Source organism: Marinobacter sp. (assembly GCF_033722735.1).
Lineage (GTDB): Bacteria > Pseudomonadota > Gammaproteobacteria > Pseudomonadales > Oleiphilaceae > Marinobacter.
In genome coordinates this window covers 402987-416647 of record NZ_JAWVYN010000001.1, presented here as the reverse complement: position 1 = coordinate 416647, position 13661 = coordinate 402987, and the positions used below count along the sequence as shown (strand labels likewise).

Sequence of the window (13661 nt, the reverse complement as noted above, 5' to 3'; positions counted from 1 at the left end):
TGTCAACCGCCAATTTGAAGAAAGTTGAAACTCAAAATCTTCAATAAAACCAAGCGGTTATCTTTCGACTTCCGGCCCGCTGAAGTGGCGTGCCCCTCGAAAGAGATGCGCATTCTACAGACCTCCGCCGAGGTGTCAACGCGAATTCCCAAAAAACTTTGAAATACGCGAAAATCGATCAAATCTCCGCCAAATCGGCTACAGGGCCACCTTAACCGCAGCGGATGCGGCCTTGGCTTTTGCCTTCGCCTCGTCGAGCGTATCGCCTTTCGCCAAGGCAACGCCCATGCGACGCCGTCCTTTCAACTCTGGCTTACCGAATACCCTTAGTTGAACATCGGGTTCTGCCAACGCATTTTCAAGACCGGAGTAAACCGGAGCATCAGACTCCCCCTCCGGCAGTATGACTGAGGAGGCAGCAGGTCCCAGTTGGCGAATGGCCGGCACTGGCAGCCCCAGGATTGCCTGGGCATGGAGGGCAAATTCAGAGAGGTCCTGCGAAACCAGGGTCACCAGTCCCGTGTCATGGGGACGTGGCGATACCTCAGAGAAATAGACATCATCTCCCCGAACAAACAGCTCAACACCATAGACGCCAAAGCCCCCCAGATCTTCGGTAACCGTAGCCGCAATGTCACGGGACCGCGCCAACGCCTTGTCGCTCATCGGCTGTGGCTGCCAGGACTCGCGATAGTCGCCATCCTCCTGCCGATGCCCTATGGGGTCACAAAAGCTGACACCACCGGAATGCCGAACGGTCAGCAGTGTGATCTCATAATCAAACTCGACAAATCCCTCTACGATCACCCGCCCCTTGCCGGCACGACCACCGGTTTGAGCATAGTCCCAGGCAGACTCAACGTCATCCTGAGTACGTACGGTACTCTGCCCCTTACCGGAAGAACTCATCACCGGCTTGACCACCAGCGGCAGCCCGATGTCGGCCACCGCCTGAAGATAGGCTTCACGGGAATCGGCAAACCGGTAGGGAGATGTAGGCAGCCCCAACTCCTCTGCGGCCAACCGACGTATGCCCTCCCGGTTCATGGTGAGGTTGACCGCCCGAGCCGTCGGTACCACCCGGTACCCCTCCGCTTCCAGTTTCACCAACTCCGGGGTAGCAATCGCCTCGATTTCGGGAACGATCAGCCTGGGACGCTCCTGTTCAATGACCCGCCTCAACGCCTGAGGGTCCAACATGTCGATAACGTGACTACGGTGGGCCACCTGCATCGCCGGCGCATCGGCGTAGCGATCGACGGCGATCACCTCCACCCCCAATCGTTGCAGCTCTATGACCACCTCTTTACCCAGTTCGCCGGATCCACACAGCAGCACCCGATAGGCGTTTGATTTCAGGGGCGTGCCCAGTTCGATTGTTCCACCGTCACTCACGTTGCATTCTCCAAGTTCATCATTCGTTATTCTGGTTACTCTGTGCTGAGCCAGCGCCCCTCAACACTGGTTAGAGTGCCACTTTTTCTTCCCGCCCGGCGACGCTCTTTAGAACCTCCCGGCGCTCTTCATTGGTCATCTGGCTCCATCGAAGAATCTCGTCTCCGGTTCGCTGACAGCCAATGCAGATATCGTTTTCATCCAGCGCACACACGCTCACACAGGGCGAGGACACCTTGTCGGCCACACTCATATCAATCCTCTACCGGTTTCAACTCTGTGAGATAGCGGCGCGCATTGTGAACATAGTGAGCCGCACTCATCTCCAACATTTTCTTCTGGTTCTCATTCAGTGCTTTCTTGACCTTGCCCGGAGAGCCAACAACCATCGAACCGTCCGGAACCACCATCCCCTCGGGAATCAGGGTATTGGCACCGATCAGACAGTGCTTGCCGATCTTTGCGCCGTTCAGCACCACGGCATTAATGCCAATCAGCGAGTAGTCGCCAATCTCACAGCCATGCAGCATGACGTTATGCCCCACGGTAACGCCGCGGCCCAGGGTCAGCTTGATATTGGCATCGGTATGCAGGACAGCCCCATCCTGGATGTTGGATTCCGGGCCAATGGTGATGAGATCGTTATCGCCCCGAATCACCGCGTTGAACCACACGCTGCTGCGCTCCTCCAGGACCACACTGCCAATTACCGTGGCGTTGCCTGCAACAAACTGCCCTTCGCCGTGGAATTCCGGGCGTCGGTCGGCCAATTCAAAAAGCATGGTGAATCTCCTTGTCAGGGGTTGGCGGGCTCCAGCAGATCAATGCCGGCATCGTACACAGCATTCAGAAAATCGACCAGCACGACAGCGGATAATCCCCAGATCTGGTACCGTTCCCAACGATAGCATGGCACGTAAAAGGTATGGTTCATGAATGGGATCGCATCGGTGCGCTCACGACGATCCTCCAGAAAGAACTCGATGGGCACCCGAAAGATGCTGTCTATCTCGCCAGGGTTGGCAGTCAGTGACACATCGGAAGGAATGACGCCCACGTAGGGTGTTACCAGGATTCCATGCCGTGACATCACCTGACTCAGCGGCGCCACCACATGCACCAGCTCTGGCGCCAGGCCGATTTCTTCGTGGGCTTCTCGTAACGCCGTGTCGGCCAGCGTGTGGTCGTCCCGATCCCGCTTGCCCCCGGGGAAGGAGACCTGGCCTCGATGGGTACTGAGGCTGTCGGAGCGCAAGGTAAAGACAATTTCGGGACGCTGGTGATCATCCGTCACGGGCACCAGGACCCCGGCTTCGGGGTAATCGAGTGCGAGCTGCTTTGGCGCATACCCAGCCAGGCGTTCGGTTAAAAGATTGCGCAAGTTACTACTCCCAACAACGAAACTGGATTAGGTGAGACAGACGGGAGCCAGCCGGATAAACTGGAATACATCAGGGGCCTTTGGACCACTCCGGATCATTCCAGGCGGTAAAAGCAGTCCCCAAGGCACACATCGTTACTAGTATACGAGGAACTCCATGAAATACTGCAGCAGTTGCGGCCATCCCGTTGAACACCGCATTCCGGCGGGAGATAACCGACACCGCTTCGTCTGCCCGAGCTGCGACACCATACATTACCAGAACCCGCGGATCGTCGCTGGTACCGTGCCAATCTGGGAAGGAAAGGTCCTGCTTTGCCGGCGGGCCATCGAACCGCGTTATGGCTACTGGACCCTGCCGGCCGGCTTTATGGAGAACTCGGAAACCACCCTGGAAGCTGCTACCAGGGAGACTTGGGAAGAGGCTCTGGCCGAGGTACACATCGACGACCTGTACACCATCATCCATGTCCCCCATATTGACCAGGTGCACATGTTCTATCGGGCCACCCTGAAGACCGGTGAGTTTGGAGCGGGCGAGGAGTCACTGGAAAGCAAGCTGTTCAGCCTGGACGAAATTCCCTGGGACGAAATCTCCTTCCCCACCGTCAAACGGACCCTTGAGCACTTTATTGAAGACATCGAGCACAGCGTCTTTCCGGTTCATGTCAGCGACATTCGGTTCCGGATGGGACAGCAGGCAAAAAAAGCTGCCTCCTGATGTCGCCGAGACGGGCCCTCATGGAGGCCCAGAGAGAATTTCTGCGGCTCCCTAAATATCCTCGAGCCGGTACACTTCATAAGCCGGCTCTTCATAGGGGTGCGCGGCCTTGAGCGCATCCACCGCCCGCCGAATCAGTGTGTCTTCACAGACCATCTCAACTTTATATTCACTGACAACCTCCAGCTCACCCCGCTCTCCAAGGAACGGCTGACTGCCATCCAGAGGTCGGAACTGGCCCTGGCCCAGGGTTTGCCAGGCACACGCATCGTAGTCTCCAATACGACCGGCCCCGGCTTCAAACAGGGCACGCTTGGTTTGTTCCACATGGGTAGCCGGGACGAAGAAACACAACTTATACACGATTCCTAACTCCTTGATCCGATCGCCACCATTTCAGCGCCTACTATTCGGATATTTTTTGTACAGATTAGTTGCTTAGAAACTTACCCACAGATTCTGTGGATAACTCTGGGGATAGTTTTTGGGAATGGCCTCCAATCCCCCATAATTACTGACCTTGATACAGATTGGCGACATTTTCGCCGATCACACAATATCGTTATTAATCAATAGGTTAAATGAGTGGATTAAAATTCATTCGATTCAGACACCCCTTGCACAGCGAATATACAGGACGGCACCAGGAATGTGCATAAAATAACTGAGTCAAGATATTTTTCCGCGTTTCTGGTGCAATTTGCTATTGATTTTCGCCACAGAACTGTGCCCTTCAGCGACATTTTTTTGTTCCACTAGCCCGGCGATGACCCTTGCTACAAGTGGTAACAAGAGTCGTTACCATCAGATACAAAAAAACCGGTCGCGCCCTGCCTCAAAATGAAGCAGTCCACGACCGGTTTTAGTCCAGGTGTTATCTGTTGGTCAAACCAGCCAGTTAGTCAAACCAGCGCCGGGCATTCCTGAACATCCGGATCCAGGGACCATCTTCCTGCCATCCCTCTGGACGCCATGAGAACTGAGCAGCCCGGAACACCCGCTCCGGATGCGGCATCATGATCGTCACCCGGCCACTGGTGGTCGTCACGCCCGTGATGCCAGCCTCTGAGCCGTTGGGGTTGTAAGGATAACGCTCGGTAGCCTGGCCGCGGTGGTCAACGTAACGCAGTGCCAGCCGGCCATCCTCGGCCAATAGCGAGGCAGAGCCGTTGCCGCCAAACTCTACCCGCCCTTCTCCATGGGCAACCGCGATCGGCATGCGGGAACCGGCCATGCCATCCAGGAAGGCCGAGTTGGATTTCACCACTTCCACCATCGCCAGGCGAGCCTCGAACTGCTCCGATTCGTTGCGCACGAAGCGGGGCCAGCCCTCACTGCCCGGAATCAGCTCATGCAGGTTGGACAACATCTGACAGCCATTGCAAACCCCGAGCGCCAGCGTATCCTCCCGCTCAAAAAACTGGGCAAACTGATCACGAACCCTATCGTTAAACAGAATGGATTTGGCCCAGCCTTCACCGGCCCCCAGCACATCACCGTACGAAAAGCCGCCACAGGCAACCATGGTGCTGAAACCGTCCAAATCGGTGCGGCCGGACAACAAGTCGCTCATGTGCACGTCAACGGACTCAAAACCGGCACGGTCGAATGCCGCTGCCATCTCAACCTGGCCGTTCACACCCTGCTCCCGCAGCACGGCCACCCGGGGTCTGACCCCCTTGGCGATGTAGGGAGCGGCAATGTCTTCATTCTGGTCGAAGGTCAGCTCCGCCTGCAGGCCAGGGTCTTCGGTATCGAGAATGTTGTCGAATTCCTGTTGCGCGCACTCGGCATTGTCCCGCAGTGACTGGATGCGATAGCTGGTTTCGGACCACAGCCGCTGAAGATCGGCACGGGATTCGTCAATCACAAAGGCATCGGCAAAGGAGAACCGTACCCGATCTTCTTCGTTGGGGCTTCCAATGACCGAGGTGTGTTCTCCCAGCCCGGCAGCCGAGAACTGCTGCAGCACAAACTCGGTGTCCTCGCGGCGAACCTGGATCACCGCACCCAGCTCCTCGTTGAACAACTCGCGGGCAAACTGGCTGGACTCCTCCGCCAGGCCGTCCAACTTGACGTCGAAGCCGGTGTGACCGGCAAAGGCCATTTCGGCCAGGGTAACAAACACACCGCCATCAGAGCGGTCATGGTACGCCAGCAACTTGCCGTCGCCGTTCAGGCCCTGGATCACCGCAAAGAACGCCTTGATGTCTTCGGGATCGTCCAGGTCCGGCGCAACCGCGCCCACCTGACCATAGACCTGGGCCAGGGCGGAACCGCCCAGGCGATTCTGGCCCGCCGCCAGATCGATGAGGATCAGATCCGTTTCGCCAGCATCGGTACGGAGCTGCGGCGTCAAGGTACGACGTATATCGGTCACCGGGGCAAAACCACTGACCACCAGCGACAGCGGAGCCGTCACACTCTTCTGTTCGCCGCCATCTTCCTCCCAGACCGTTTTCATCGACATGGAATCCTTGCCCACCGGAATGGTAATGCCAAGCTCCGGACAAAGCTCCATACCGACTGCCTTGACCGTATCGTAGAGGTTGGCGTCTTCACCGGGGTGGCCGGCCGCGGCCATCCAGTTTGCCGACAGGCGGATGTTGGACAGCTTCTCGATCGACGCCGCAGCGAGGTTAGTGATCACCTCGCCCACCGCCATGCGACCGGAGGCGGGCGCATCAATCGTCGCCACCGGGGTTCGCTCGCCCATCGCCATGGCCTCACCCGTGTTGACGTCAAAGGAGGTTGCGGTCACCGCCACGTCACTCACCGGCACCTGCCAGGGGCCGACCATCTGGTCCCGGGCTACCAGGCCGGTGATGGTGCGGTCGCCGATGGTGATCAGGAAACTCTTGCTGCCGACCGAAGGCAGACGCAACACCCGCTTGATGGCATCCTTCAGATCCACCTTCGCGCTGTCGAAGATCGGCTTGGTGAAGGAAGAACGGGCCACGGTACGGTGCATCTTGGGCGGCTTGCCGAACAGGACGTCCATCGGCAGGTCCACGGCACTGTCATTGAAGTAGGAATCAGCCAGTTCCAGGTGATGGGTTTCGGTGGCTTCCCCAATGACGGCGTAAGGGCAGCGCTCCCGACGACAGATGGCATCGAACAACTCCATGTTCTCTGGTGCCACCGCCATGACGTAACGTTCCTGGGACTCGTTGCACCAGATCTCCAGTGGCGACATACCGGGCTCATCGTTGGGAATGTCACGCAGCTCGAACTTGCCGCCGCGGCCGCCGTCCTTGACCAGCTCCGGCATCGCGTTGGACAGGCCGCCGGCGCCAACGTCGTGGATAAAGCAGATGGGGTTGGCCTCCCCTTTCTGCCAGCAGCGGTCGATCACCTCCTGGCATCGACGCTCCATTTCCGGGTTGTCCCGTTGCACCGAGGCAAAATCCAGGTTCTCGTGGCTGGAGCCGGAATCCATGGAGGAGGCAGCGCCACCGCCCAGGCCGATCAGCATGGACGGTCCGCCCAGCACAATCAGCTTGGCGCCCACCGGGATATTGCCCTTCTCCACATGCTCGGGGCGAATGTTGCCCATCCCGCCAGCAATCATGATCGGCTTGTGGTACCCACGCACCTCGTCGCCATCCGGCCCGGGCACCTTTTCTTCAAAGGTTCGGAAGTAGCCCGCCAGGTTGGGTCGGCCAAACTCGTTGTTAAAGGCGGCACCGCCGATGGGACCGTCAATCATGATATCCAGGGCCGAGGCAATACGCTCCGGTTTGCCGTAATCGCCTTCCCACGGCTGCCTGTCGTCGGGCAGATTCAGGTTGGACACGGTAAACCCGGTCAGCCCGGCCTTGGGCTTGGAACCCCGGCCGGTCGCCCCCTCGTCCCGGATTTCGCCACCGGAACCGGTTGCCGAGCCGGCAAACGGGGATATCGCGGTCGGGTGGTTGTGGGTTTCCACCTTCATCAGAATATGAATGTCTTCCGGGTGGTAGCGATAGACGCCGGACTCCGGCTCCGGGAAAAAGCGCCCGCCCCGGCTGCCGACAATAACCGAGGCATTGTCCTTGTACGCCGACAACACACCTTCGCTGTTCATCTGGTAGGTGTTGCGGATCATCGCGAACAGCGATTTATCCTGAGCTTCCCCGTCAATATCCCAGGATGCGTTAAAGATCTTGTGCCGACAGTGTTCCGAGTTCGCCTGGGCGAACATCATCAATTCCACATCGGTGGGATCACGCTCCAGACCGGTGAACGCCTCAACCAGATAATCAATCTCATCGTCAGCCAGGGCCAGTCCCAGTTCCTGGTTGGCCACTTCGAGGGCACGGCGTCCGCCGGCCAGAATGCCAACCTTGTTGAGCGGGCGGGGCTCTTCGCGATTAAACAGCAACTCGGCCCCACCCATTTCATGGAACACCTTCTGGGTCATGCGATCGTGCAACAATGCAGCTATGGTCTCCCGCTGCTTCAACCCCAGTTTGCCCTCGGCCTGGATATAGAAGGCCGTTCCCCGTTCAATGCGGTGAATCTGCTTGAGGCCGCAATTGCGGGCAATGTCGGTCGCCTTGCTGGACCAGGGTGACAGGGTTCCGGGCCTGGGCACCACCAGGAACAGAATGCCCTCGGGCTGCTCGGCCGGTACGCTCGGGCCATAGCGGAGCAGGCGGTCCAGCACCTGTTGTTCCGCCGGCGAAAGATCGGCATCCAGATCACAAAAGTGCATGAACTCAGCGTATACATGCGCCACTTCGGGCACCACGGCCTGAATCTGGGCAAGAAGTTTCTGAGAGCGGAAGGGCGAAAGCGCGGGAGCGCCGCGAAGTTCCAGCATGGTCTAAACCTGTATCACGCTAATCTGGGAATTGGGTAAGGCCCTGGCAATGGAACACCAAGCCCCCCGGTATGAACGGCCGCCATAATACTGGAAAGCAGCGTCGGGATACAGAGATAGAACGTCCGTGAATGCGACTATAAGACAACTTGATTACCCCGGCAGAATCCCCAAAATGGGCGCCTCCCGAGCGTAGTACGGCGCTGAAGACAGCAAAACCGGGTCACGATGGCCAGTGGCGACACTGTTCAAACAACGTACAATTTACAACGTTTTGCACAGATCTCGATCAGTCAGATTGACCAGCCGCGCAGACGTGGGCCATGATTTGATTGGGGCATGGACTGCCCCGCCCGCGTTCTGTCTGGGGCCTCTCAACTAGCCAAGACCCTGTTGAGCAAGCATTAATCGCTATTGGCCTGAGTGACGTACACCCTCGACACCGATGTACGGGAGACTATGGATTTGGCACAACTTGCTCTTAACCAACGGTTCAAAGGCATCCGCCTCGGCGTTAGCTGGCTGGCCATCGCCGGCTTTGTCCTGCTTGCGACCGGCTGCTCCCGTCCCAGTACCCTGGAAGAAATCCGTTCCGAGGGCGTGCTGCACGTTATCACCCGTAATGCCCCGTCCATCTACTACGAAGACCAGGACGGCCCGGCCGGGTTTGAGTATGAACTGGCCAGGAAATTTGCCGAGCACCTGGGCGTTGAGCTGAGAGTCCGGGTCGCGGAGGACAACACCGAAATCCTGTCGGTGCTCGATCGCGACTACGCCCACATAGGCCTGGCCGGGCTAGCCAACAGCCCGGACTATACCGAACGGTTCCATACCGTCTCCATCGGCCTGCAGGTCCAGTCGGTGGTCATCTACAATCGGGACCTTGCCGCTCCCGAGAGTGTGGAAGACATTGTCGATTCCCCGGTTCACATCATTGCCGACAGCAACCATGTCCGCCACCTGCAGACCCTGCAGGCCGAGCACCCGGATTTACAATGGCAACAGCACAACGAGCTGGACGCTGCCGGCCTGCTCGAGCGGGTGGAATCCGGTGAGCTCCCGGTGGCCGTCATCGCCTCCAATGAGCTGGCGATCAACCACGTCTTCTTCCCGGGCGTCAAGAAAGCGTTCAGCCTCAATGCCCCCGAGGATCTGGCCTGGCTGATGCCCGGTGAACAGGACGCCAGCCTGGCGAATGCCGCCACCGAGTTCCTTCAGCAGCTGGAAGCAGACGGCACGCTGGCCCAGTTGACCGAGCGCTACTACGGCCACCTGGACCGGCTCAATTACGTTGGCGCCCGGACCTTCGTCCACCACGTCCGCAATCGCCTGCCCCGCTACGAAAGCCTGTTTCGGGAACACGCCGAGAAGCATGGCCTGGACTGGCGCCTGCTGGCCGCCATTGGCTACCAGGAATCCCACTGGCGGCCCAATGCGGTTTCCCCCACCGGCGTAAAGGGCCTGATGATGCTCACCCGCAACACCGCCAGCTATGTGGGCATCAGCAACCGGCTGGACCCGAAACAGAGCGTTGAGGGTGGCGCCCGATACTTCACCATGGTGCATGAGCGAATTCCGGAGCGCATTCCGGAGCCGGATCGCACCTGGTTTGCCCTGGCCTCCTACAACGTCGGCTTCGGCCACCTGGAGGATGCCAGGCGGTTGACCGAGGCGGCCGGCAAGAACCCGGACCGCTGGATGGATGTGAAAGAATTCCTGCCGTTGCTGGCCCAGAAGGAGTGGTACACCAAAACCCGCTATGGCTATGCCCGTGGCTACGAACCGGTCATTTACGTGCAGAATATTCGCCGTTACTACGACGTGCTGGCATGGATGAGGGATCCGTCACAGGCCTCCGAGCAGGTTGCCAACCAGGAAGTGTTCGACCTGTCCGGTGAGGTGATGACCGACACCGTTTCGGCCAACCACGACCGCGCCTCACTGCCCAAGGCCTTGGGCGTTACGCCGCCAACCCTGTAACCGGCTCGGCCGGCGTGATCAGCCGTCGTCCGGGGTTGTGATTTCCAGTGCCCGCTCGACATGCTCCGCGGCAAATCCGCGCTGGGTCAGGAAGCGGGCCTGCCGCGCTTTCTCCTTCCAATCCTGCCCCAGGGCCTGCAAGCCAAACCGCCGCTCCCGCAGACGAACGGCACGCTCGGCCCAGTCAGCGTTCTCCACTGCCGTCAGGCTCTCCGGGAGAAAGCGAATGCCCCGCTGCTGCAGTTCGCTACGGATCCGGACCGGCCCGTAGCCGGCATCCATGCGTTGACGGGCGTAAACGTCGGCATAGCGTTCATCACTCAGCCAGCCCTCCCCCTCGAACTCATCCAGTACCGCCTCAATCAGGCCCGACGGCAGTCGCCGCTGGCGCAGCTTTGTCGCCAACTCCAGACGACTGTGTTCACGCCGCGCCAGCAGGCGCAGCGCCACCGTACGGATCTGCAGCTCGGGATCGTCCTGTTTCGATGCGTTTTTCAATTGACTCTTTCCGCCAACGCGACCAAAGCGCTAGACTAGCGCCACTGTGATTTACGTACCCGCCAGCCGAACCCGCCGGCTGCGCTGATGTGTGGTGCCGCTTACCTTGCCGGACACCAGGACCTGGTTGCAATACTGAAGGATACCGTCATGGCCGCATTTATCCAGAAGCTGTTCAGAAGCCGAAAGCCGACCGCAACGCCCGAGCCGGAACCGAGCACGCCCTCCCGGCAGGAACAGCAGGATGAACAGCGGGAGCAACAGGCTCGCCTGCTGGAGGGTACGCCAAGCCAGCAACAGCTGGAGGAGTTGGCCCTGACCGGCGTCACCGCCGACCTCCGTCGTCGCGCCGCTTCCGCAATACACGAGCGGGACGCCCTGCTGCGGGTCCAGAAGGCAGCCAAGGGCAAGGACAAATCCGTTTACCAGATCGTCCGGCAGGCGCTGCAGGAGATTCGGGACCAGGAAGAACAACAGCAGAAGATTGCCGACCAAATCAGGACGCTCATCAAGCAGGCCGAGGATCAGGCCCGCAGTGAAGACACCAAGCTCTACCAGGCTCGCCTGGAGGCCCTCCAGGGCCAATGGGAGGAGGTTGAGCCCCACGCCAGCAAGGAACAGGTGACCGCCTTCCTGAGTGCCGTTCACCAGTGCCGGGAACGGATGAATGCCCTGGCGGCCGAAGAAGCCGAACAACAGCGTCAACGGGAACAGGCCGACGAGCGAAAGAACACCCTGGAGCTGTTGGCGTCCACCGTCGAAGACCTAAAGGCGCCAGGAAGCGAAACCCTGCCCTCCGTTTCGGCCCTGGATGCCCTGCAGAAAACCCAGGAGAACCGATGGCTGGAAGCAACCCGGGACACCGCCGTTGGCAAAAGTGAGCAGAAAGCCTATGAAAGCCTGATGCAGGCCATCAAGGGAGTCATCGCCGCCTCCCGCCGTCTCGGCCAACATCGGGAAGCGATCCAGGCCCTGATCTCGGACAACGAACGTGATGCCCCAGAACGGAAGTCCCGCGCCGCCAACCTCCTGACCGAAATTGAGTGGCCCAAAGACTTCCCCCTGCCCGCCGAGCTCCTTCAAGTCCGGCAACTCGGTCAGCAAAAGCCGGTTGCCGCGGAGCCCCCTGAAGGTGCGGGCGACCAACAGGCCCTCGCCCGGGAGCTGAAACAGACCCTGGAATGCCTCGAGAGTACGCTGGAAGCACGCCAGCTCAAGGAATCCCGTCAGCATTTCAAGAAGGCCCAGAATCTGGCCAACTCACTGTCGCCCGCCAACAGCCGCACGTTCCAGTCACGGCTTCAGTTGCTGGGGGGCCAGCTAAGGGAACTGAACGACTGGCAGGGATTCGCCACCCAGCCCAAGCAGATTGCCCTGTGTGAGCAAATGGAGTATCTGGCCGATCAGCCCATGGAACCGGAGGCCAAGGCAGAACGGATCAAGGAGCTGCAGAACGAATGGCGAAATCTTGGCGGTTCGTCCGACCGCAACCTCTGGAGCCGCTTCAAGCAGGCCTCCGATCGTGCCTACGAGCCTTGTCGGGCCTACTTCTCCGTGAAGTCCGAGCTCAAGCAGACCCACCTTGAAACGCGCCGGGCCATTTGCGACCAGTTACAGGAATTCGTCGATCAGGCAGACTGGAACGACGTTGACTGGAAGGCCGTCGACCAGATTCACCGTACCGCCCGCGAGGAATGGAAGGCCGCCTGGCCGGTGGATTTCCGCGACAATCGCCCGGTGCAGAAACGTTTTGACGATTTGCTGAAACAGATCGAAGCCCCGCTCAACGAGGAACGGCAGCGAAACGAGCAACGCAAACAGGCTATCGTCGAGGCAGCGGAACAACTGGTCGCTCATGAGCCGCTCTCTGAAGCCATGGAACAGGCCAAGGCCCTGCAGAATCAGTGGCGCAGCATCGGCATCACCCGTCACCGGGAAGACCGGAAGCTATGGCGGGCGTTTCGCAAGGCCTGTGACGCGATCTTTGCCCGCCGCGACGCCCAGCGCTCCGAGCGGCGGCAGCAGACCCAGGCTGCGGACCAGCGCGTCGAGGCAACGCTTGCCGAGACCCTCCAACTGCAGCCCGAGAGCGCTACCGGCGACGTCATCGAGCAGGCCCTGAGCCAGCTACAGTCTCTGCGACAGGAGCCGTTGTCCCGCGAAAAGCAGGCGCGCCTCGCGGATGAGATTCAGCGGCTTGGACAGCTTCGGGACAACCAGATCCTGCAGGCCCGCATTGGCCAGTGGCAGGTGCTGATCCGCGGGGCGGACGGCGTCGACATGCCCGCGGATTGGGGCGAGAAGGCAGACCGGTTCCAGGATCTGTCGGCCCGGGAGCTGGTGATCCGCGCGGAGATCCTCACCGGTGTCCCTTCCCAGGAAGCGGACCAGGCCAGACGGATGGAGATACAGGTTCAGCGCCTCTCCGAAGGACTCGGTGGCGGCAATACCGAAACCCCGGCCGGCGATCAACTGGAATCGCTGATCGCCAGCTGGTGCGTGCAAATCCCCGCCTCGGACCGAAGCGAAGACCTCACCCGGCGGCTGCAAGCAGCCCTGACCGCCAGCATCGACTGACCGCCGGCGTTATTCCCGCTGGTGTTCCAACACATAGCCCCGGGCCTGTACCACCGCGGCCCGGGCCTTCTCCTTCATATCGTCCAGCTCCTGATCCGGCAGATAGAACCGCATGTCAATGGAATGCCGGTAGTAGCGCGTCGGCAGCCGGTTCAACGCCACGCACATCACATCTGCCAGGAAGTCCTGCGAATCATCGGCCTGACAGGTTTCGTCAATGGCTTCGGCCACCAGTCGCTCATAGAAGTTATCGATTGCATCCAGTAACGACATCCTTTTTCCCCTCGCAATAAGCCTTCAACAAC

Annotated in this window: 11 protein-coding genes; 3 read left to right on the top strand and 8 right to left on the bottom strand. The window is 59.6% G+C overall.

Annotation, left to right across the window (positions count from 1 at the left end; translation table 11 throughout):
* Positions 1–198: 198 nt before the first annotated feature.
* From purT to R3175_RS01800, 4 genes are all read right to left on the bottom strand, one after another.
* The gene (purT, locus tag R3175_RS01815) at positions 199–1395 is read right to left on the bottom strand and encodes a formate-dependent phosphoribosylglycinamide formyltransferase (protein WP_318941915.1); all 1197 of its coding nucleotides are present in this window, start codon (positions 1393–1395) and stop codon (positions 199–201) included.
* A gap of 70 nt (positions 1396–1465) precedes the next feature.
* Positions 1466–1648 carry a DUF1289 domain-containing protein gene (locus R3175_RS01810; protein WP_318941913.1) on the bottom strand — a complete coding sequence of 61 codons (183 nt, stop codon included), beginning with the start codon at positions 1646–1648 and terminating at the stop codon, positions 1466–1468.
* 1 nt (position 1649) lies between these two features.
* Positions 1650–2177: a gamma carbonic anhydrase family protein gene (locus R3175_RS01805; RefSeq protein WP_318941912.1), complete on the bottom strand. Its 528-nt coding sequence runs from the start codon at positions 2175–2177 to the stop codon at positions 1650–1652.
* A 14-nt stretch (positions 2178–2191) separates the two neighbouring features.
* The gene (locus R3175_RS01800; RefSeq protein ID WP_318941911.1) at positions 2192–2776 is read right to left on the bottom strand and encodes a CoA pyrophosphatase; all 585 of its coding nucleotides are present in this window, start codon (positions 2774–2776) and stop codon (positions 2192–2194) included.
* 157 nt (positions 2777–2933) lie between these two features.
* Here R3175_RS01800 and R3175_RS01795 point away from each other — a divergent pair, with 157 nt between their 5' ends.
* Positions 2934–3497: an NUDIX hydrolase gene (locus R3175_RS01795; RefSeq protein ID WP_318941910.1), complete on the top strand. Its 564-nt coding sequence runs from the start codon at positions 2934–2936 to the stop codon at positions 3495–3497.
* Positions 3498–3548: 51 nt separating this feature from the next.
* Here the strand turns inward: R3175_RS01795 and R3175_RS01790 are convergent, their stop codons facing one another.
* Together R3175_RS01790 and purL are read right to left on the bottom strand one after the other, a co-directional pair.
* Positions 3549–3860, bottom strand: a complete 312-nt coding sequence (locus R3175_RS01790; RefSeq protein WP_318941908.1) for a YqfO family protein — start codon at positions 3858–3860, stop codon at positions 3549–3551.
* Positions 3861–4395: 535 nt separating this feature from the next.
* Positions 4396–8301: a phosphoribosylformylglycinamidine synthase gene (gene purL / locus R3175_RS01785; RefSeq protein WP_318941906.1), complete on the bottom strand. Its 3906-nt coding sequence runs from the start codon at positions 8299–8301 to the stop codon at positions 4396–4398.
* A gap of 465 nt (positions 8302–8766) precedes the next feature.
* Here purL and mltF point away from each other — a divergent pair, with 465 nt between their 5' ends.
* On the top strand, positions 8767–10281 hold the full coding sequence (gene mltF, locus R3175_RS01780; RefSeq protein WP_413231702.1) for a membrane-bound lytic murein transglycosylase MltF: 1515 nt from the start codon (positions 8767–8769) through the stop codon (positions 10279–10281).
* Positions 10282–10299: 18 nt separating this feature from the next.
* On the opposite strand, the gene R3175_RS01775 is transcribed toward mltF, so the two are convergent.
* Positions 10300–10779, bottom strand: coding sequence for a regulatory protein RecX (locus tag R3175_RS01775; RefSeq protein WP_318941904.1), 480 nt, complete (start codon positions 10777–10779; stop codon positions 10300–10302).
* A gap of 150 nt (positions 10780–10929) precedes the next feature.
* On the opposite strand from R3175_RS01775, the gene R3175_RS01770 reads away from it, so the two are divergent.
* Positions 10930–13356 (top strand): DUF349 domain-containing protein, encoded by a 2427-nt coding sequence (locus R3175_RS01770; protein WP_318941903.1) that lies wholly within the window; start codon positions 10930–10932, stop codon positions 13354–13356.
* A gap of 9 nt (positions 13357–13365) precedes the next feature.
* Here the strand turns inward: R3175_RS01770 and R3175_RS01765 are convergent, their stop codons facing one another.
* Complete coding sequence (locus tag R3175_RS01765) at positions 13366–13629, bottom strand: late competence development ComFB family protein (RefSeq protein ID WP_318941901.1); 264 nt, start codon at positions 13627–13629, stop codon at positions 13366–13368.
* Positions 13630–13661 lie beyond the last annotated feature (32 nt).

Coding starts and splice junctions, on each gene's coding strand:
- R3175_RS01765 (WP_318941901.1), bottom strand. CDS start 13,629: ATGTCGTTACTGGATGCAATCGATAACTTCTATGAGCGACTGGTGGCC.
- R3175_RS01795 (WP_318941910.1), top strand. CDS start 2,934: ATGAAATACTGCAGCAGTTGCGGCCATCCCGTTGAACACCGCATTCCG.
- R3175_RS01810 (WP_318941913.1), bottom strand. CDS start 1,648: ATGAGTGTGGCCGACAAGGTGTCCTCGCCCTGTGTGAGCGTGTGTGCG.
- R3175_RS01770 (WP_318941903.1), top strand. CDS start 10,930: ATGGCCGCATTTATCCAGAAGCTGTTCAGAAGCCGAAAGCCGACCGCA.
- R3175_RS01805 (WP_318941912.1), bottom strand. CDS start 2,177: ATGCTTTTTGAATTGGCCGACCGACGCCCGGAATTCCACGGCGAAGGG.
- purL (WP_318941906.1), bottom strand. CDS start 8,301: ATGCTGGAACTTCGCGGCGCTCCCGCGCTTTCGCCCTTCCGCTCTCAG.